Origin of the sequence: unidentified bacterial endosymbiont (assembly GCF_918320885.1) — a bacterium.
GTDB lineage: Bacteria > Pseudomonadota > Gammaproteobacteria > Enterobacterales.
The window spans coordinates 459,984-480,874 of record NZ_OU907312.1 but is presented as its reverse complement, the minus strand read 5'-3'; the positions used below and the strand labels follow the sequence as shown (position 1 = coordinate 480,874).

The window sequence follows — 20,891 nt, the reverse complement described above, 5'->3', positions numbered from 1 at the left end:
TGGATAACCCGATAGTGGGTCCTCAAATTCCTCCGCCGGCATGGTCCGGATCAGGTTCAACGGGTCTCTTCTCAGCCCCTGAGGGCACCCCGATGAGAACGGCATGGATCATACCATGGTGAAGCATCTGACAGCGAGCAGCTTATTCAGCCTCACCGGGAACCGCTTCAGCAGCTGATGTGCTGGGACTCTCCAGGATAAGATCCCTCTGTTTGGCTTTAATCATCTTGAGAATCGACTCCTGATCAGCTAACGGTAAGGATTCTAGTAGGGAGACGATTTTTGCTGATCGGCTATTATTGTCACGATTGATCAGTTGGTAGACACCATACTGAATGATATTGCTGATTAATAGGGTACGGTTTTTCTCAGTTAATTGATTAAAGACCGCCAACCATACGGCATGCAAATCTTGATCGCTCGTGAGCAACGGTGCGTGGTAAACCGCACTACTTTCCCTGATGTGTACACGCTCCTCCGAGATCACCATACAAAACTCTATAGCAGGACCCTGAACCCCCAATTTACGTCTAGAGTGCCAACCCTCACGCTTAGCTTTCTTATGAACCCCTTGGATGGTGGTTGGCATACCCGGCATGGTTGTGATCTCTTTGGGCGTAAACCATTCGCTTTTCATCACCTATTCCCCTCGATCATATTGGCTATAAATAGCCTAAAAACCGTTTTTATTGCGAGTTATTTTGCAAAATTAATCAACAAAAATTGATCTATAAACCTTTATAAATAACATTGTTAAACACTATCACTGGGTTTAATAATTTCGTTAAATGAGTAGGGTAATTCAGAAAGAGGCTTATGAACATGGATTACAGTAAAGATTGGCATTTTGGTGACAGGATGGCTGCTGAGCATCAACCGGGAAGCTCATGGGTAGTCGTTTTACAGCTTTCTCTTTTGACACGGTGTCCACTATGAAATTAATCAACACTTATACGCGCTTAGGATTACAGCTGCTAGGCTATCTGGCGACGGTGTCGCCAGAGCAGCGGGTGAACGTCCAGGAAATTGCCCTCTATTATCAGGTGTCACACTATCATCTAACCAAAGTAGTTGGGCATTTAAACCGTTTAGGCTATATCCAGTCACGGCGTGGGAGACACGGGGGCATTCTACTAAATCGATCGCCAGAAACCATTCAGCTGGGCTATTTAATCCAAGCCTTAGAACAGGGCTATCCCTTGCTGTGCCCTGATCATCATCGCCACACGGTCCGATTCTGTCACAGTGTGTTCCGTATTCTCACAATCGGTTTGGAAGCGCTGTTCATTCAGTTTAATGAATTTACCCTGATTGATTTAGTGGTGATGAATGACTAGCCGGCCATGGGAGATAAGGCGTTAGTATCAGCGCTGTGAACTGGTCGGTGAGAGAGGATTTGAACCTCCGACCTACACGTCCCGAACGTGTTGCGCTACCAGGCTGCGCTACTCACCGAATGGTGTGGTTGATAATACGGCGATCATCGGTGGAGAGCAACCGCTTTGGTGACCAAGTCATCAGTAGCTTTGGCGCACCATCACGGCTACCCACCTGCTCAAGGCGCTGATCCCTAGCGCATCAAGAGCCTAGAGGCTTACAATCTACTCCAGTTTAAAAATGAGAGGTATCTTGAAACAAGCCCACTTTTAAGTCGGTCGCGAGGTAGATCACTCGGCCATCGACCTCTATTTGTCCATCAGCCAGTCCCATCACTAACCGACGATTGACGACCCGTTTCATATGGATCTGGTAAGTCACTTTTTTAGCGGTCGGGAGAATTTGCCCGGTAAACTTCACTTCACCGACCCCTAATGCTCGCCCTTTACCTTGTGCACCGATCCACCCCAGGAAAAAACCCACCAGCTGCCACATGGCATCTAGCCCCAAACAGCCAGGCATCACCGGATCATTGGGGAAATGGCAGGCAAAAAACCATAAATCGGGGTGGATATCTAATTCCGCTTCGACATACCCTTTATGGTATTGCCCCCCTCGTTCACTCAGGTGCGTGATACGATCCATCATGAGCATCGTGGGGGCAGGTAAAGGAGGACCCAAAGGTCCGAAGAGCTCTCCCCGGCTAGAGGCCAGCAGATCGGGTAAAGTATAGGAGGATTGTCTGTTAATAGGATTGTTAGCCATGGTCACTCATCGTTTGTAGGCAGTAGTCATCAGCATCAGGGTTGTCACAGGCGGTTATCGTTCATCCGAACTGTTGCCACTAACGGTGGGTAAACCAAGTGAGCCACCGTAGCAAAAAGGGGATACGCTGTCTATCCTGCATCGCGGTCAATTGCGCAATGCGCTCATTAATTAAACCGATCAGCGAACAGCCCGACTCCTGTTTAAAAGGAATGCCGGTCAATAACGGCAGAGCATCCGCCACATGATCCACTACCCACAGATGAAAACGACTCTTCCGCACTGCCTGCACCACCGGATCAGATAAGCAGAGCTGCAACTTATTGGTAGCCGGAAGAATCACCCCCTGCTCGCCAGTTAAGCCCCGTTGCTCACAAATGGCAAAAAATCCTTCAATTTTTTCATTCAGGCCGCCCACCGCTTGGACACGGCCAAATTGATCGACCGCCCCGGTCACGGCAATCTGCTGGCTTAAGGGTTGTTGTGCCAAAGCGCTGACCAAAGTACAGAGACCGGCCAATGAAGCGCTATCACCATCGACTTCACCATAGGACTGCTCAAACACCAAGGAGGCAGCAAAAGGCAGTGGCTGCTCTAAGGCCAATTCAGAGACCAAATAGGCCTGCATGATCAGCATCCCTTTGGCATGGATATTACCGCCTAACTCCGTTTTCCGTTCCACATCGGTAATATCACCATCGCCAGAATGGACCACACAGCTGATCCGCGAGGGCTCGCCACAAGCGAGCGTATGGCCAGGGTAGACCACCACCGACAGTCCATTGAGTTGACCAATCGCTGATCCCTCGGTTTCGATACGGAGCTGCCCATGGTGGATATCCCGCTGCACGAGCTCTGGCAGATAGCTCTCCCGCCAACGACGGATCTGTAAGCTGTTCTGTAAGATCTCAGCGCCTAGGGAGGGATCTGGACTCATTAACATCGACTCCACCAAGAGGTTTTCTATCCAAAAAGGGCAGAGCGGCAGTCGTTGATGGTCCTCGGTCTTCCGAACAGCCGCCTGCAGCAAGCAGGGCCACGCTGAACTCTGTAACGGTGCCAGTTGATTTTTAGCCATAATCCCGTTGACATAGCCTATCCAGGGTTTCAGCTCTTCAGCGTTAGTCACCGACAGCTCTGGCTCGATCTCACTATAAATAGCAAACAGATCACTATGGGCCTCTAAATCACCGAAATCCAATAGGCTGAGATCATCACCGACCAAGATCAGCCGTAAATCCAGTGGCATCGGGGGGATCGCCAGCGGTAACGGTCGTGTTTCATCCGCTGGATACCACTGGAATTGGCCACTGAGTAAAATCTGCTTTAAGCGGGGCCAGAGCCACGGTTGATCGAATAATACCCGCAGGGATAAAATAAGGGTGCCACCATTGACCTGATGAACTAATCCCGGTTGTAGCTGATAGTGTCCTGGAGAGCCGCAGAGTGAACCGAAGAGGGTCGCCTGCTCGGCCCACTCCTCGGCGATACAGTGCGTCTTGGCAGCAAAGTTATCTTCCGCCTGGGTGGCGGCGTGACAAGTCACCTGACTTCCCTGGATCTCATAACGGCTGCCCAGAACGCCAGTGATGGGTGGTTGATAAGCGGTGACTGCTTCGGCAATCAGCGATAAGTAGCGTCGATCCTCTTGACCTTTGATCAGCAGCAGTTTAGCGGGGTGACGCGGCTGGCAAAACAGCTGTAGGGTGGTAGCCAGGCGTCGCTGTAGATCAATAAAATGGGTTGACTGAACGCTTTCGGCCTGTTTAAAGAGTAGGCTGTACTGTTTTGTGTGTGGCAGCAAACACTGCCAATCTAATCGATAGCTGCTCAAGGTCGCCTTTTACCAATAAAATAAATAAAAGGTTGATTATACAAGATCCTGTGCCTTGAACGCGAGTACTCTAAGATTTTGTTGGTAGCAATGTCCGTTATCGGGGTTGTCAGCCTAAGCCTGATGTCAGATTCCTATAGAGTTTTCCCTGACATTTCAGAACCAAGAAGGCAAGCGGATGATCGGTCTGCCGTTTCGGTCAGCGTGGCAGGAAACACACTTTGGCTGATCCAAAGGCAGCCCTCGGAGATTGTGGCGACCTCAACCGATAACAGTGGCTTGCACCTCAAAAACATTGATGCCAGCGGCGAATTGGTAGAAACAGGCACTACCGAGGATTTCTCGCTAGTTCAACAAGCGGGAGAGCGTTCGGCATTGGAAACGTTGCTAACTTGGGCGGCACTCTAAGGGTTTCGTACTGTTATCAGGGCACGTTAACGAGGTGGGGGTCCTGGCCTGGGTAGCTGGAAGGGCCTCTGGTGACAGCTTTAGCGGGGCCACTGTTGTCGGCGGCGGCGTTGAGACCATCTCCTGTGTCAGGTGAGAGAGGGAGGCTTGTGCGTCAGTTGCACACCAGTCCATCGCTGTGCTACTCCCTGCGGAGGAGATGCCACTGTCACTGTTGGCAGTGCCCGGTCTAGTCTCTTGGTCAGAGCGCTCTGAGGAGCTCACTGTGTGCCTTTTTGCACCACAGGGCCAGAACAAAGAAGATCTTTCCGGCGCTGGCGGCTGGGCGGGGGCGGCGACACCACACAGCGTCTGGAGGAATCGCGGTTTAATCACTAAAGCGGGCTTCGGTTGACTGTCATACTGGGCAAATCCCGTTGGGGCGCCAGCCAGGGCCAGAATGGCTATCGTCAGGGTTTCAGCACTATTGAGGGCCATCCAGTGATGTAAATTCTGTTTCCAACCAGAGTGAAAACCCTCTTCCAGTAATAGCCGAGCCTCAAATAATCTCCTTTGTTCTATTGAGAGCTCTCCAGCGGTACCTTTAGCCGCTAGTTGATAAGCATGGCCTAAATTCATGAGGAAACCTTCGATATCGTTGTAGTACGTTGCGGAGAAAAAATCGTAGCTATGAACAGCTAGATGGGTTATCTCATGAATTAAGGTTGCCACCACAGCAATCGCACCCGCTTTCATTCTGGGTTTTAGGAAGATTTTATCTGCATCAGGAATAAAGCAACCTCCACTGTGCGACAGCTCTGCTGAAAACTCAATAACCTGATTGGCTAGCTTATTTTCGATAAAACCACTTAAATGCCGCAAAACGCAAAAAAGCTTTTCCTTAAAAATTTGTTGGTCTCCATCCGTCCACTTACCGAATAACCATTTAAAAAACTTCTCTATTTTGAGCGCTGGTCTTCCGCTACTGCGTGAAATTACAGTGGGAGCGGACTCATGACAACGAAAACAGGCTTGACGGCAGAGGTTATAAGCTAGTTTAACAATAGTCGAACGCAGCGGATTTAGCTGCATAACATCAGGCGGTCCACAGCGGTTATTAAAGACATTTTCTAGAGCCTGTATTTCCCCCTCCTCTACATCAATCGGCTGATATAAAAACGCCAACTGCCACAGTGGTGGAAGTACCGATGCACTCCCTACTTCTACTACCACAGGGTGCTGTTTCGCTTGTAGATAGATCATTATCTCCTGAGCAACTGGACTGCCTAGCCGATAGTATTGCTGCGCCAGCACTAGCGGTGTCACACCCTGACTATCGCTGAGATGCAACAATCTCTCAACAGCTTTGCAAGCATGCCCTTCCAGAATCACTTTGACAATAGCCACTCGCTGATAATCAACGGCCCAATGCAGCATTGTCTTAGCTTGTGGAAAGCGTAATTCACGAGAAAAACCCAAACCTAAAAGATTTACTATAAACTGACTGTCACCGCATTCAATATTCCGTCTCACCATTTTTAAATTACGCAGTTCTATAGCATAGAGACTAGTAAAAAGTAGCTGAAACCAATCGGCAGCGGTTTCCCCTTGGTTATTTTTAGCATCGGCAGTAGTACAAGCACTCTGCTCAATCAACTGCTTGATTAACCCTAGATTGTGCTGCGCCACGGCATAGTGTAGCGGAGTATTACCTTGGTCATCCACTGTGTGAATGAGAGAGCTGTCCTTTTTCACCAAGTCCACAATAGCGTTTGTTGCAGTCTCTCCATTAATAGCGCTTATTAAATCTGCACGCTTATCTCTTTTTGCATTCCCTGAATCAGGGTTTACCAAATCCATTGGCAAGTCAACTACTAGGGAGTGGGTGGGGAGTGGGTGGGGGCATATAACGCGCTATATAGCTATCTATCCCCTGCATCCCTTCATATCCTGGCATTGTAACCCCTAACACCGCCTCTGCCTGGGCCAAAAAATAGCCTTTCGTCACTATGCAGTGGATAAGTTGGCGTAGTGTAACACAATCATTATAACAAGCATCTTCAGGTGTAGGAGCTAGAATACTAGACGGGACAGAATAAACAGGTGCAGCGGCAGCAGGAGAGAACGGCTGACGGTGACTGTCGGTACAGTTCGCCGTGGGGCTCTCGCTTAACCCGCACTGTCGTCCATCGCTGTATTCTATTACTTTTGAACCGCATTGCCGATAGTACACTTTACGACCTACTCCCTTTGGACGCCAATCAACTTTTTCTTTTAGTAGTGGGTTTTGCTTACCCAATAATTTAAGTGCTCTCCAGGATAAATCAGCGCTGGCCGGCAGCCAGCCATGGATTCGTAATCTATGTCCCGCAGAGCGAGCTAGGCAGGAGCGATTTTTTTGTACATTGCTGAAATTTTTCTGAAAGGAGAGCTTTTTAGCAGGATGAAAGGGTTTGCCGATAAAACCGCTGTTTTTACGCAAAGGTCGATTTTCCCGACGTGATTTATAGCTCTTCCATTTTTGATTTTGACGATATGCCCTAGAATAAACTTCACAACTTACCCACTCTGCTTCATCGTCAGAGGATGACCGCTCCGCTCCCGGCGGCTTATCAGCGACTGGGGTAGCGCTGGAGGGTTTTGGCTCAGCAGCCGGAGCCTGCTGATAAGCGGCTGTTTGGCGGGCTGCCGGAACACCGATGGCAAAGCTCGGGAGCGGCAACTCCTTCTGAATGCGTTTTTCTGCCGGTGGCTCTACAGCTACTAACCTTGAGTCGGTCGACGCTAACAACGAACTGGAATTAGCAACACTGAGGGTGAGCTCTCCAGAGTGGGTCAGCACAAGTGGCGTGCATTCAGGGAGCGACGGTCGGCAGCCCACAGTCAACAGCTGCCAGGTGCGCTGCGACACCACCCAGAGCAGCGCCGTTTCACGGCACAGTACGCTGGATTCAACCTGTAGTGTACTGGTAAGCCGTTGCGGGAGCGACAGGCTCTCCTGGAGTGACAGCGGCCGCTGAAGCACAGGAGAGTGCAGCCGAAATCCGTGGGGAGAGTTTTGACTTTCGGTGCTGATATTCAATGGTGATTTGCCCAGCCTAGGCAACTGACGAAGCTTCTCAGACTCTACCAAGGTGATAGCGCTGGCAGAGGCTTTTGCTAGCGCTGCGGCCAGGCTGTTGAAGGGTCGCTGGGCCTTGGCCAGTCGCGCTAGCCGCTGCTGCAAGGAGCGCTGTCGCTTCTTCAACCGCTGCTGTTTACGTCGCCGCACGGTGCGCTTTTTAGGGGTGACAGTCCTTTTTTTCATCCGCTTTCAGAGTTCCCCTACGTTGGTTGCTTAGGTTGCCTCATTAATCTTCACGCAGGGCAATCAATCCACGTTCCGACTCTAGATCAAGAATAGGAGGCACCGCTGCGCTTGAAAACCCACCATTAGTTACAAAAGTTTACTAAAACTGCGGAGTGATGGATGGATGGCTAGCAACCAACCGTGGTGGGGTGCGCTCACGCCCAGCGCTGCTGCCACTGGTAGTAGCGCCCGCGGGCCGCCAGTAACTCCGTCGGTGTGCCCTGCTCAACCACGCGACCAGCATCTAAGACCACAATGCGATCCAGCTGCTCTAACCCCTGCGGACGATGGGTGATCAAGATGAGTGCCCTGTTCTGTGCAGCGGCGAGCAGTAGCTGAAAAATGTGCTGCTCTGACTGCGGATCTAACCCTTCGGTCGGTTCATCAAGGAGCAGTAAGGGGGCGTCACGCAGCAGCGCCCGCGCCACCCCTAAGCGCCGCTGCTCGCCACCCGAAAGCGCTCTACCGCCATCCCCCAGCCAGAGCGCTAACCCCTGCTCCTCCAACAGAGGCGTCAGCCCGACCTGCTGCAGCACCGCAACCAACTGCTCCGGTGGGGCGTGGGGCGCGGCCAATAGCAGGTTATCCGCCAGCGTGGCACTCAACAGCGTCACCCGCTGGGTGATCACCGTCATCGCAGATCGCAGCTGGGCCTCCGAATAGTCACTCAGCGGCCGCTGATTCAACGTAATGGTCCCTTGAGTCGAAACCCAGCCAGCGGTGATCAACTGTAGTAATGTTGATTTACCACAACCGCTATGGCCTAGCAGTGCTAATTTTTCACCCGTCGCTACGGTGAGATCAAGCGCCTGCAGGGTTGGCTGCCAACGCCCGGGGTAGGTGAAACTCACCTGCTGGAAGGTGAGCGTCACTGGGGACGCTAGTAGCGGACCTTTGGAGGCAAACTGAACGACCGGCTGTTGTGACAGCAGCTGCTGCAGTCGCTGGGCGGCGCTGATCACCTGAGATAAGGGTTGAAAAGCGGTCGCTATTGGCAGGATCGCTTCGAACACCGCCAGCGTTAGAAAAGCGACTAATGCGATGATCGCCCCAGGGGGCTGGCCCTGGATCCGCAAATCGGCGACTAACCAGAGCATCAACAGCAGGGTCGCCCCGCCAAGGAGCACCACGAGCGCTTGTGCCAGACCCTGCAGAGAGGCCTGCTGCTGTTGACAGCACTGCCACCGCTGCAGGGCGCTCTCTACCTGTTGACGCCAGCGGGGGGAGGCACCACAGCTGATCAGCTCCGCTTGCCCCTGGAGCCACTCGACCAGCAGTAAGCGAGCCTGCCCCTGCCACTCGGTTAATGCTCGCCCAGTAGCACGACCGGTCCAAAAAAATAGCGGCGGCAGCAGGAGCACTACCCCGAGTAGCACCCCGCCTAAGGTTAATGCTAACCGGTGGTCGAGGGGCCAAAGCAGCAGCGTGACGCTTACGGTAACACTCCAAGCTGCCAATAACGGCGTCAGCAGCCGTAGATAGAGATGATCTAAGGTATCAACATCGGCCACGAGTCGGTTGAGCAGCTCGCCTTGCCGGTAGCGCTGGATCCCCCCTGGAGAGAGCGGCAGCAGCTTGCTAAACGTGTAGACGCGCAGATCGGTCAGCAGCCGTAACGTCGCCTCATGGGTGATCAGGCGCTCCCCATAACGTCCCACCGTGCGCAGCAGCGCCAACAACCGAATAGCGGCAGCTGGTAACAGATAGTTAAAGGTGGCGGCACTCCCGGATAGGCCCGCTAACGCCGCCGCCGCCAACAGCCAGCCGGCTAGGCTCAATAGCGCGATAGTCGCCAGTAGGCTGAGGATCGCCAACACGATACCCCCCACCAGCGGGTAGGGATGGCGGCGGTAGAGTGCCAAAAAAGATCGCAGCACCGACACTACTCAGCACCCTTAAGGTTTGGGGAATGAAGTTGCTGAGCCAGCAGATCCGCCAACGGCCCCGGCTGAGTGCTCAAGTCAGCATAGAGGCCCTGCTGCACAATGCACCCCTGCTGCATCACCCAGAGCTGATCGCTGGCTTGCAAGATCTCTAGTCGATGGGTGATGGTCAAGGTGGTCTGCTGTCGACTGGCCTGGGAGAGCGCTTGTTGCACCAGCTGCTCACTCTCTGAATCTAAGCTAGCCGTTGGCTCATCCAGCAGTAACAGATCGCAAGGGCAGAGCAGCGCGCGCGCCAGCGCGACGCGCTGTGCTTGACCCACCGATAGCTCACAGGCGTTATTACTTAAGCGGGTGAGCAGCCCATCGGGGAGATCGGGCAGAAAGCGATCCACCGCTGCCCGCTGTACGGCACGCGCCACCGTCTGCTCTGAGGCAGTCGGATCACGCAGTTGAATATTGTCCAATAGGGTTCCCGCCAGCAGTTGCGGGGTCTGGCCAACCCAAGCGATCTGCCGAGAGCACTGCTGGCGATCAAGCTCACGCAGCTCGATGCCATCGAGGGTGCAGGAGCCTTGGTAGGGGAGGAAGCCTAGTAGCAGATGCAGTACCGTGCTCTTGCCAGCGCCGCTAGCACCAACAATCACCTGATGCGAGCCAGGCGTCACTGCAAAATTCAGTGGACCGACCAGACGCTGGCCCCGGTGAGAATAGATCGTTAACTCCCGAGCGACCAGCTGAGCCGCTTGAGGCGACCGCAGCCTCGAGGCCTCGAGGGGGGGGGGTGGCTGGGCGTGCTGCAAGGCGGTGCGTAATCCTTGGGCGGCCGCTAGCGCTTGCGCCTTGGCATGGTAAAAGCTGCCGAGATCGCGGAGCGGTTGATAAAATTCCGGGGCCAGCATCAAGGTGAACAGACCGGCAAACAGCGTCACCTCAGTCGGCAGCTGGCTAAAACGCAAGGCCCCTAAATAGGTGAAGCCAAAATAGAGCGCCACTAAGGCTATCGATAGCGCCGTGAAAAATTCCAGCACCGCTGAAGAGATAAACGCTAAGCGGAGCACCGCCATGGTGCGCTGGCGTAAGCTGTGTGAGATCTCTGCTACCGCTTGTAGCGCGGGTTGTGCCCGATCAAACAGCCGCAGCGTCTCTAAAGCGCGCAGCCGATCCAGAAAGTGACCACTGAGACGTGTGAAGGCTTGCAGATTGCGGCGATTCGCTTCAGCGGCCCGGTGGCCGACCAAGATCATAAACAGTGGAATCAGGGGGGCGGTGATCACGAACAAGAGACCCGCCACCCAGTTGATCGGAAAAATCACGGCTAAAATAGTCACCGGCACCAGCAGCACCAGTGTGCGTTGCGGCAGATAGCGCGCATAGTAATCCTGCAGCTGCTCAACCTGCTCCAATAGCGTGCTGCTCCAGCTGCCGACCGGCTGATTGGCACGGCCCAGGGGCCCTAAGCGCTCTAGCTGATCCAGCAGCTGTTGTCGAATCGCGGTTCGAACCTGATGGCCTACCCGGAAATTAACCTGCTCTCGCCCCCATAAGATCCCGGCCCGTAACACCACCACCCCGAAAAAAGCTAGTGCCGCGCCTCCTAACCGCAGCGGTTGGTCTGGGTTGAGCATCCAGCGCTGTAAAAGATCAGCCAGCAGCCAGCACTGGGTCACTGTGGCCAGAAGAGCACCCAGCCCTAAGCAGTGTGCCGTGATCAACCCGCTGCGCGCCACACGCCCCTGCTGTTGTAACCAGGCAATCAGTTCGCGCTGTGGTAACGGCTGCATCGTCACGACGCTCGATCACTCTCGAGGAGTGCCCGTGACTAGCTCCCGAGTGCCTCTAAGTAGCGTTCAGCATCCAAAGCTGCCATACAGCCACTCCCGGCTGAGGTGATCGCTTGACGGTAAACACTATCGATCACATCGCCAGCAGCAAATACGCCAGGAATACTGGTCTGTGTGGCATTTCCTTGGCTGCCAGAGTGCACTTGAATATAGCCCTGCCGCAAAGCCAGTTGATCAGCCACTATCTGGGTGTTAGGGGTATGGCCGATAGCAATAAACAGCCCAGTGACCGGCAACGACTCGAGTGTGTGGTGCTGGGTATGACGTAACTGTACCGTAGTGACCCCCGTTTCATCACCGAGAATATCCTCCACCACTTGGTGTAACTGCAGGGTGATGTTGCCCTGCTCTACCTTGCGCATCAATCGATCCAATAGGATTTTCTCAGCCCGAAACTGGTCACGACGATGAATAAGATGCACTTCAGCGGCAATATTAGCCAGATAGAGCGCCTCTTCTACCGCGGTATTCCCGCCGCCGACAACAGCAACCACTTGATTCCGAAAAAAAAAGCCGTCACAAGTCGCGCAAGCCGAGACCCCTCGGCCCCGAAAAGTCGTTTCCGCTGGCAGTCCTAGATAGCGAGCGCTAGCGCCGGTGGCGATAATCAAGGCATCACAGCTGTAGCGGTGTTGTTCGCCCACCAGCTGCCAGGGACGCTGTTGTAGCACAACCTGCTCAATATGGTCCTCGATAATCTCCGTATCAAACTGTTTAACCTGCAGTAACATCCGTTCCACTAGCGCAGGACCGGTTAGCCCTGGGCCATCTCCAGGCCAATTTTCCACTTCAGTCGTGGTAGTCAGCTGACCACCGGGCTGGTGACCGCGGATCAACAGCGGTTGTAAATTAGCGCGTGCGGCGTACAGCGCTGCGGTGTAACCCGCTGGCCCTGATCCTAAAATGATCAGTTTCCGATGCTTTATTTCGTTCATCACGCTCCCCTAGCCTGGTCACCTTGAAAGTGTCATTGTAAAGAAATGAACGCCGCAAAAGAAGCGCTTTACTACTCGCCAGCCAACCAGCTCTACGGTAGGCAATACCCCTCTGCAACTATCCCATCACTGCACCAATAAGTTATCAAAAATGTTAACTATAAAAATAACATTAGAATTGTGTTATTCATCTGCTATATTCATTATGGTATCAGAGTAAATGTAACAGCGATCGTCGGACGCTGCTAAGTTCCCTGTAGGAATGGGCTGCGGGTCGCTGACCATAACCAGAGGTTCATCGGTGCAGGAGTAATCGCCCATTTGAAATCGCTAGAACATCAAAAAAGCCTATCAAAAACGCTGGATAGAATTGACCGCAACATCCTGAGTGAGTTGCAAAAAAATGGCCGGATTTCCAACGTTGAGCTCTCTAAACGTGTGGGGTTATCACCAACCCCCTGTTTGGAACGGGTCCGCCGTTTAGAAAAACAGACCTACATCCAAGGATATACAGCACAGCTCAATCCACAGCTGCTGCATTCTGCCCTGTTGGTTTTTGTTAAGATCACCTTAAATCGCAGTCTGGACAACATCTTTGAACAATTTAACCAGGCGGTACAGCGTTTAGAGGAGATCCAGGAGTGCCACTTGGTTTCGGGGGATTTCGATTACCTGCTAAAAACCCGAGTCTCCGATATGGCTGCCTACCGTAAATTGTTGGGTGAGATACTGCTGCGTCTTCCCGGTGTCCATGATTCACGGACCTACGTGGTGGTAGAAGAGGTCAAACAGAGTCAGCACCTGGTGATAAAAACAGGCTGAAGCCTGTTTTTATCACCCTTGATGGGGTGATTTCTCGCTGTGTTTGCGCCTAGGGTCTGTCAATTAGCTTGATTGCTTATCAGCAGGCGGGTTATAAGGGGTGTTTTACCAACAACTCTAGTGATTAATGCTTAGTTATCGTCATCAGTTTCACGCTGGAAACCCCGCGGATGTGTTAAAACACACGGTCCAAAGTCTCATCCTTGAAGCCCTGAAACAGAAAGAGAAAACGATATTTTATTTAGATACGCATGCTGGCGCGGGTTGTTATGCGCTCAATCACCCCTACAGTCAAAAAACAGCTGAATACCGTACCGGCATCGCCCGTTTATGGGGGCGTAGTGATATCCCGCCTAGCTTAAAACCCTACTTACAGGCGATCAATGCCGTCAATGGCAGTGATCAGCTGCGCCACTACCCAGGCTCTCCTGCTATTGCCGCCACCTTGCTCCGCCCACACGATCAACTTTACTTCAGCGAACGCCACCCAACCGATTTTTCTGCTTTACAACACCGTTTCAAGGGTGATCGCCGAGTGTACGTATCAGCCACCGATGGCTATCAACAACTCAGCGCACGACTCCCACCCCCTAGTCGTCGGGGGGTGATTTTTATCGATCCTGCTTATGAATTGAAAAGTGATTATCAAGCGGTCGTCACGGCATTACAAAGAGGTTATCGACGCTTCCCTACCGGCGTGTATGCCCTGTGGTATCCAGTCGTCCAGCGCTGGCGTACTGAGCAACTATTTCAAGCACTACGTTGCTGTGGCCTCGCGCCTATTTTGCACATTGAGCTGGCCTTACAAGCTGCTTGTGAGGCACCAGGAATGACAGCTTCAGGGATGCTAGTGCTCAATCCCCCCTGGAAACTAGAAGGACAGGTGGCTGAGCTGCTGCCTTGGTTGCAGCGGATCCTGTGTCAACCTGGGGAGGGTTATGGATCGTTACAGTGGCTTACCACTTCAGGGAGTGGGTGAGTTCCACCTTCTGACCTGTTTTTCTAAATTTGTAAAAAATTATGTCCTTTGTTGCTTGTAGGTTATCTATTAGTTAATATCCCCCCGCTATAAAGACTGTAGCCAGGATTCAAACCCTAAAATTTTCCGTCAGCGCCAAACACGTATTACAGCGTGTTTCTTAGTGTCACTCTGTCCATGGTGGCTCAGGCGAGGCACCGTTAGGTGACCGGAAACTGATGGATCCGGGGTTTGAACCTTGCTTGGGCTACCACCAATGAATTTCAAACCTCAGGTGGTAGCTGTTTCAATCCATCAGGAGATGGCTGCTATGAAAAAAGGGTCTTATTTTTCGTTTAAGGAAATTCTTTCTCAAAAGAGCGCTCCCTCATCTATTTTTTCCATGGGTTTTGATGTCAAGACACGAGACGCTTGCGGACAGACGCTACTGATAGCGGCTACCATAAGTAATAATATGGTGTTGGTGGACTCACTACTGGTTCAGCCTGATATCGATCCCAACGCAATAGACTACGAAGGTCGGACTGCATTAATGCATGCTATCATTAGTGGGCGTCAAACCCTGTTGAAGACACTAGTCAGACATAGCAAAATAGAGGTTAATCAGCAGGATTCCCAGGAAATGAGTGCCTTGATGTTAGCGGCAGGGCTTGGGGCAGACAATGCGGTCACTCAGCTGCTTCTGCATCCAGATATTGACGTTAATTTGATGGACTGCTGTGGAAGAACAGCATTGATGTTAGCCGTGCTGTATGGCGAGAACGACATCGTGGAACAGTTGTTGCGCTATCCGGGAATAGATGACACGCTCAAAGATCGTTTGGGAAGAACGGCATTCTTTTTTGCTAAGTATCTGAATAGACATGGGATAGTTGAGCAGCTGTTGCAACACCCGCAGTTTATCGCCACGCGTGATACTTCCTTCAGGAAAGTGGAAATCATGCACGGCGTTTAAACCTACTAAACCTACCAAGAGTGTTAATTGCCAGAGGATTTGGTGCAGACCAAATCCTCAACAGTCTGCCTGATCACCCCTAGGGGGTGGCCCCCTCATAAAACTCTACTGAGCCGATAAGCCGGTAGACTATCACTTAATAATGCGTAGTGTTGTCTGACGATCGGATGATGTGGTTGGCGAGATTTCTGTCCTATTCCGATGGCTTTGCCTGTCAAGCGCTGGATCACGCGCCGGTCCCTGTCCCATATGTCCCGTAGATAGCTTTGTCACCTGTTGATAGGCTGGCTCTTCCGCAAATAGTGTGCCTGCGCCATTTTCGCGCGCATAGATCCCGACTACCGCCGCTAGGGGTATCACCACCTCCTGGGGAACACCACTGAAACAGACACCAAAGCGGAGCGTATCCAGGCCCATCTCAAACGCTGTAACCGCCTGGGGTGCAATATTCAAAACCACTTTACCATCCTTGACACTCTCTAGGGGTACTTTGACACCGTGATGGGGAGCCTTCACAACGAGGCAAGGGGTCAACTGATTATCTAGCAACCAATGATAATAGGCCCGTAACAAATAGGGACGGCTGGGGGTCAATGCTTGCTTTTTCATCGTCTCCTCCTTACCGGAGATAGGTGGACATTGCTCGTTCAGCTTCCGTTAAAGAAGCCAAAAAAGCATCGCGTTCAAAAAGTCTCTTTGTGTAAGCATTTAATGCCTTAGCGCCACTACCAACCAAAGCAACGTTGTAGTGGGGGAGGCGCCATAACAACGGGGTCAAATAGCAGTCCACTAAGCTAAACTCTTCGCTCATAAAATAAGGAAATTCTGCAAACACGGGAGCCACCGACAATAACTCATCCCGCAGCTGCTGACGAGCAGTTTCCGCTTCACTGCCTGGGTTATCAGCTATTTTTTTCAGTAACGCATACCAATCCTGTTCAATACGATAAGCCATTAAACGACTATTGCCTCGAGCGACTGGGTAAACGGGCATTAGCGGAGGATGCGGAAAACGCTCATCTAGGTATTCCATAATAATTCTTGCACTATAAAGTACCAGTTCTCGATCCACCAACGTAGGAACCGTACGGTAGGGATTCAAATCAATGAGATCTTGAGGCAAGTTATCGCTATCGACCATCTCAATGTCGACGTTCACCCCTTTTTCAGCCAATACGATACGGACCTGGTGGCTAAAAATATCGGTTGGACTAGAAAAAAGCGTCATTACTGAACGTTTATTAGCGGCAACAGCCATGCATTTCCCTCCTATTAAAAACAATCAATATGATAAAAATTGTTTACAACAAATAAACAACGGCGGCGCCCTAAGGGGTCACAGCAAGAACTGCCCAGCTGCACTACCGGTATAGTTTAACACAAGCGCGCTGAGTCAACGTGCTTGTATTGCTTTGATGAACGTGACCCCAATCTTTTTAGACAGTACCCCTCAGCCGCAACGGCTGGAATGAGTGCTTGAAAATACGCCATGACCTAACCAGCATCAGCGCGTATACTACCTGCTATCCAGAAAAACAGGCTATTTTAGGTTCAAAAATTTTACCATTATGGCATGCTTTGAGCAAAGTAGCACCCTACTTCACAGTCATCGTGCAGCGCACACTATAGCGGGTCCATGATAACGATTATTCGAGTTGCACTGCCTGTTCCCCTTGCGCGGCTATTCGATTACCGACCGAAAGAGGGGCAGCTCCCTTTAAAGGGAGTGCGGGTTAAAGTTCCCTTTGGTCGACGCAAACTCATCGGGATTGTCGTCGACTATGCCAACAATAGCGACTTGCCAGTTGCGCAACTCAAACAGCTCCTCGCGATCCTAGACTCGCAACCGCTTTTTTCCAGTACTTTATGGCAACTCTTGCAGTGGGCCGCCGCCTATTATCACTATCCCCTAGGAGAAGTCCTGCAGAAAGCACTGCCCAAAGGACTCCGTCAGGGAAAACCTGCTGTTCAAGCAGAGACTATCCAGTGGCAATTAACGGCCCTTGGCCATACCACAGTGCTCCAGGCGGCTAGCAAGGCACCCAGGCAGCAGGCAGCACTACGTCAATTACAACAGGGCCTTTCCTCGCAAGCCACTCCCTTCCTGGCCATCAGCCCCCGGCTGCTCCGCACTTTACACACCAAGGGACTCGTGAAAACTGATCGACCAACGCCTGCGGCCGCCGGTTCGTGGTCGTTAACACGACCGTCTGATCAACAGGCCCCTATCCTGAATGCTGAACAACAGGTCGCTGTTAATCAGATCAGTCAACAGCTCCAAGGTTTTAACGTTTGGTTACTGCAAGGCGTTACCGGATCTGGCAAAACTGAAGTCTATCTGCGACTATTAGAGCAGGTATTAGCACAGGGCAAACAGGCCTTGCTATTGGTTCCAGAAATTAGTTTAACGCACCAAACCATTGAGCGGTTACGTCAACGCTTACCGGTGCCGATAGTTGTCCTACACTCCGCCTTGCGAGAGAGTGAACGGTTAGCCATCTGGTTAGCTGCACGCGATGGCGCCGTGGCATTGGTGGTCGGAACCCGCTCTGCGCTGTTTACACCGCTGCAGCGCTTAGGCTTGATTATTATTGATGAAGAACACGATCTCTCCTATAAGCAGCAGAGTGGTTGGCGTTACCATGCCCGTGATCTAGCGGTTTTACGCGCTCATTACGAGGGGATTCCTATTCTGTTGGGATCCGCTACGCCAGCGCTGGAAACGTTACATAATGTCCAGCAAGGAAAATATCGACAGCTGCTATTGACCCAACGGGCTGGGGGGGCTGCAGCTGTTCAACAACAGCTCTTAGATCTCAAAGGGCAACCGTTAACGGCCGGCATCGCGCCTGAGTTATTTGCACGCATCCAGCAGCATCTACAGGCCAATAATCAGGTTCTACTCTTCCTCAACCGTCGGGGTTACGCGCCAGCACTGCTGTGTCACGATTGTGGTTGGTTAGCAACCTGTCTACGCTGTGAACGCTATTACACCCTGCATCAAGCCTCACAGCGATTGTGCTGCCATCACTGTGGCAACCAACGGGCCGTAGCACACCAATGTACTGGCTGTGGCTCAACTCATTTGATAACGGCTGGAATCGGGACGGAACAGCTAGAGAGCAAGCTGCAGCAGTTGTTGCCACAGATCTCCATTCAGCGAATTGACCGCGATAGCACCCGCCAAAAAGGGGCTTTAGCGCAACAGCTCCATACCATTCATCAAGGGGGCGCCCAACTGCTGATTGGCACCCAGATGTTGGCTAAAGGACACCATTTCCCCGATGTGACCTTAGTGGCACTACTGGATATTGACGGTGCGCTATTTTCAGCAGACTACCGGGCAGCGGAGCGCTTGGCACAACTCTACACACAGGTCGCAGGACGCGCTGGACGCGCCAGCAAACAGGGTGAAGTAGTGTTGCAAACCCATCATCCTCAGCATCCCTTGTTACAAACGCTACTGCTCCAGGGGTATACAGCCTTCTCTGAGCAGCTATTAGAAGAGCGACAACTGGCCTCACTGCCTCCTTATGTCAGCCAGGTGCTGCTGTTAGCCGAGGACTTCGAGTCACCTCGCGCCTGTGATTTTCTCTCAGCGGTCCGCCAACTACTTGAACAGCCAGGACACCTAGACAGTGCGTTATGGCTATTAGGCCCTTCACCCGCCCTACAAGCCAAGCGGGCGGGCTACTTTCGCTGGCAATTGCTATTACAGCATCCTTCACGCGGGAGGCTACAACAGCTATTACAGAGCCATTACCCGCAGATCAGCGCCTTGCCCCTGGCCCGAAAAATAAAATGGAGCATCGATGTTGATCCGGTAGAAGGGTAAAAAAATTTATTTGAAAATTTACCCAATAAACCTGTACTCTATTCCGACTGTTTTAAATCCCTATAAACTCTTAATAATTATAAATAACACGGGCAAGAAAGCGTTCAAGGGAGTACTCATGTTTAAGCAGGGAGCTAAATCATCACAGAGTAGCTTACAGTTTGCATTACAGTGTTTAAAACCTTTTAGGGGTTGGATTGTTGGCGCTTTTTTAGTCGGTACCTTCTGGGCAATTGATCTCAGCCTAAGACCCTATCTGTTAAAAATAATATTGGATAAGATCCCCAGATTAACGCCAGAAGAGGTCATTCCTGAGCTAGCAGCACCCACTACTTTCTATATTATTATGACCCTGTTGACCACGCTTATTCTTAGATTTCATGATTTTATCTGGATAAAAATCAATTATCCATTACAGCGATCAATTGGTGATCGCTTAATGAATAATATGATGCAGCACTCACAGGAATTATTGCAAAATCAGTTTGTTGGCAACCTAGGTAATAAAATAAAAGAGGCCATGACTGGCATTCCTGAACTGTTAATTTTATTTATTCATAAATTTTTTAGCCATTTTTTGTCATTACTCATTGCTATTTTTACCCTGTGGCAGGTTAACGTTCAATGTGCTTTACTCCTGTCCGGTTGGATCACTATTTTTATGCTGATTGCCGGGTTACTGGCTAAACGTGCTGAACAGCTTATTAAAACTGCTGTCGAAGTTCGTTCTCAAGTGATTGGCTACCTGATTGACATTTTAAGCAACTTCATGACTATTCGTCTATTGGCTACACGCCACTATGAATCACAAAGATTGCTGCAGCAGCTTGATCGCAATAGTGTTGCTGGACAACAACGCGACTGGTATTTTTTACGGGTCATTTTATTTCAGACCTTTTCATTTGTTGTTTATCAAACACTGAGTTTATTGGCTTTAATTTACGGCTTTAAAGCAGGCCAAGTGACTGCTGGTGACTTTATATTAATTTTGACTGTTAATATTAGCATCATTCAGGTGCTACGATCACTTTCAGAAGATATTAGTCGTGCTGCTGAGTTGATTGGTAATATTAACCAAGGCGTTAGTATCGCGTTAATCCCTTTAACCCTCCAAGATGCACAGCCTGAACAATCACTACAAGTCCACCAAGGGACTATTGTCTTCGATCAGGTAACCTTTAATTACCAAGGTGCAGCGACACTGTTCTACAAGCAGTCAGTCACCATTGCAGCGGGTCAGAAAATAGGTTTGGTCGGTTATTCAGGGAGTGGCAAAACAACCTTTATCAATCTGATTCTCAGACTGTATGATGTGACTGCTGGTACTATTGTGATTGATGGTCAAGATATCCGTCAAGTCACCCAAGATTCTCTACACAAAGCGATTGGGTTAATCCCGCAAGATCCCTTACTCTTTCATCGCTCACTCTTAGAGAACATTCGCTATGGCCGGCTAGAGGCCAGCGATGCTGAAGTCATCACAGCGGCTAAACAGGCACAGGCCGATGACTTTATTGTTCAATTACCCCAAGGATACGCCTCCCTGGTGGGGGAACGCGGGGTTAAATTATCAGGAGGACAGCGACAACGTATCGCCATTGCTAGGGTACTGCTGAAAAACGCGCCAATTTTAATACTAGATGAAGCGACCTCACAACTTGATTCAGTGACGGAACAAGTTATCCAGCAATCACTGAAGCGCTTAATGCACGGTAAGACCAGTATTGTGATTGCGCACCGTCTCTCAACCCTACTGCAGATGGATCGAATTTTAGTGCTTAAAGCGGGAAAGATCATTGAAGATGGGCCACACCACGCGTTGCTGGCACAGGGTGGTTTATACAAAACCCTGTGGGAAGCACAGGTGGGTGGCCTATTAGATCTGGGGGCTCCTGCCAGAAGTTGAGATTTTGGAGCGAGATCTCA

General features: G+C 51.2%; 17 protein-coding genes, 1 tRNA gene and 1 riboswitch. Of the genes, 7 read left to right on the top strand and 11 right to left on the bottom strand.

Features of this window, described 5'->3' with window-relative positions; translation table 11 throughout:
* Positions 1-9: 9 nt before the first annotated feature.
* Positions 10-102: riboswitch (TPP riboswitch) on the bottom strand.
* A gap of 40 nt (positions 103-142) precedes the next feature.
* Complete coding sequence (locus tag NL324_RS02465) at positions 143-637, bottom strand: DNA-binding protein (RefSeq protein ID WP_253306191.1); 495 nt, start codon at positions 635-637, stop codon at positions 143-145.
* Positions 638-932: 295 nt separating this feature from the next.
* Between NL324_RS02465 and NL324_RS02460 the strand changes: the two genes are divergently transcribed.
* On the top strand, positions 933-1,337 hold the full coding sequence (locus NL324_RS02460) for an RrF2 family transcriptional regulator (RefSeq protein WP_253306190.1): 405 nt from the start codon (positions 933-935) through the stop codon (positions 1,335-1,337).
* Positions 1,338-1,378: 41 nt separating this feature from the next.
* Here NL324_RS02460 and NL324_RS02455 read toward each other — a convergent pair.
* From NL324_RS02455 to NL324_RS02445, 3 genes are all read right to left on the bottom strand, one after another.
* Positions 1,379-1,455: transfer RNA gene (locus tag NL324_RS02455), tRNA-Pro, on the bottom strand.
* Between the two features lie 156 nt (positions 1,456-1,611).
* Positions 1,612-2,142 (bottom strand): 3-hydroxyacyl-[acyl-carrier-protein] dehydratase FabA, encoded by a 531-nt coding sequence (gene fabA / locus NL324_RS02450; RefSeq protein ID WP_253306189.1) that lies wholly within the window; start codon positions 2,140-2,142, stop codon positions 1,612-1,614.
* A 79-nt stretch (positions 2,143-2,221) separates the two neighbouring features.
* A complete protein-coding gene (locus NL324_RS02445) occupies positions 2,222-3,976 on the bottom strand; it encodes an AAA family ATPase (protein WP_253306188.1) in 1,755 nt (584 codons plus the stop codon).
* A 252-nt stretch (positions 3,977-4,228) separates the two neighbouring features.
* Here NL324_RS02445 and NL324_RS02440 point away from each other — a divergent pair, with 252 nt between their 5' ends.
* Positions 4,229-4,384, top strand: coding sequence for a virulence RhuM family protein (locus tag NL324_RS02440; RefSeq protein ID WP_253306187.1), 156 nt, complete (start codon positions 4,229-4,231; stop codon positions 4,382-4,384).
* Here the strand turns inward: NL324_RS02440 and NL324_RS02435 are convergent.
* The 5 genes from NL324_RS02435 to trxB form a co-directional block, all read right to left on the bottom strand.
* Positions 4,364-6,118 carry a hypothetical protein gene (locus NL324_RS02435; protein WP_253306186.1) on the bottom strand — a complete coding sequence of 585 codons (1,755 nt, stop codon included), beginning with the start codon at positions 6,116-6,118 and terminating at the stop codon, positions 4,364-4,366. The genes NL324_RS02440 and NL324_RS02435 overlap by 21 nt on opposite strands.
* A 112-nt stretch (positions 6,119-6,230) precedes the next feature.
* Complete coding sequence (locus NL324_RS02430; protein ID WP_253306185.1) at positions 6,231-7,670, bottom strand: hypothetical protein; 1,440 nt, start codon at positions 7,668-7,670, stop codon at positions 6,231-6,233.
* A 197-nt stretch (positions 7,671-7,867) separates the two neighbouring features.
* On the bottom strand, positions 7,868-9,595 hold the full coding sequence (cydC, locus tag NL324_RS02425) for a heme ABC transporter ATP-binding protein/permease CydC (RefSeq protein ID WP_253306184.1): 1,728 nt from the start codon (positions 9,593-9,595) through the stop codon (positions 7,868-7,870).
* Positions 9,595-11,379, bottom strand: coding sequence for a heme ABC transporter permease/ATP-binding protein CydD (gene cydD, locus NL324_RS02420; RefSeq protein ID WP_253306183.1), 1,785 nt, complete (start codon positions 11,377-11,379; stop codon positions 9,595-9,597). The genes cydC and cydD overlap by 1 nt, the downstream gene beginning before the upstream one ends.
* Positions 11,380-11,417: 38 nt before the next feature.
* Entirely contained in the window at positions 11,418-12,374 is a 957-nt protein-coding gene (gene trxB / locus NL324_RS02415) for a thioredoxin-disulfide reductase (protein WP_253306182.1), read from the bottom strand.
* Between the two features lie 321 nt (positions 12,375-12,695).
* Here trxB and lrp point away from each other — a divergent pair, with 321 nt between their 5' ends.
* From lrp to NL324_RS02400, 3 genes are all read left to right on the top strand, one after another.
* Positions 12,696-13,196, top strand: a complete 501-nt coding sequence (gene lrp / locus NL324_RS02410; RefSeq protein ID WP_253306181.1) for a leucine-responsive transcriptional regulator Lrp — start codon at positions 12,696-12,698, stop codon at positions 13,194-13,196.
* A gap of 127 nt (positions 13,197-13,323) precedes the next feature.
* Positions 13,324-14,175, top strand: coding sequence for a 23S rRNA (adenine(2030)-N(6))-methyltransferase RlmJ (locus NL324_RS02405; protein WP_253306180.1), 852 nt, complete (start codon positions 13,324-13,326; stop codon positions 14,173-14,175).
* A gap of 310 nt (positions 14,176-14,485) precedes the next feature.
* A complete protein-coding gene (locus NL324_RS02400) occupies positions 14,486-15,130 on the top strand; it encodes an ankyrin repeat domain-containing protein (protein WP_253306179.1) in 645 nt (214 codons plus the stop codon).
* Positions 15,131-15,262: 132 nt separating this feature from the next.
* On the opposite strand, the gene NL324_RS02395 is transcribed toward NL324_RS02400, so the two are convergent.
* Entirely contained in the window at positions 15,263-15,739 is a 477-nt protein-coding gene (locus NL324_RS02395; RefSeq protein ID WP_253306178.1) for a ClpXP protease specificity-enhancing factor, read from the bottom strand.
* 10 nt (positions 15,740-15,749) lie between these two features.
* Positions 15,750-16,388: a stringent starvation protein SspA gene (sspA, locus tag NL324_RS02390; protein WP_253306177.1), complete on the bottom strand. Its 639-nt coding sequence runs from the start codon at positions 16,386-16,388 to the stop codon at positions 15,750-15,752.
* A gap of 381 nt (positions 16,389-16,769) precedes the next feature.
* Between sspA and priA the strand changes: the two genes are divergently transcribed.
* Together priA and NL324_RS02380 are read left to right on the top strand one after the other, a co-directional pair.
* Positions 16,770-18,965, top strand: coding sequence for a primosomal protein N' (priA, locus tag NL324_RS02385; protein ID WP_253307103.1), 2,196 nt, complete (start codon positions 16,770-16,772; stop codon positions 18,963-18,965).
* 118 nt (positions 18,966-19,083) lie between these two features.
* A complete protein-coding gene (locus tag NL324_RS02380; RefSeq protein ID WP_253306176.1) occupies positions 19,084-20,871 on the top strand; it encodes an ABC transporter ATP-binding protein in 1,788 nt (595 codons plus the stop codon).
* The last annotated feature ends 20 nt before the right edge of the window (positions 20,872-20,891 follow it).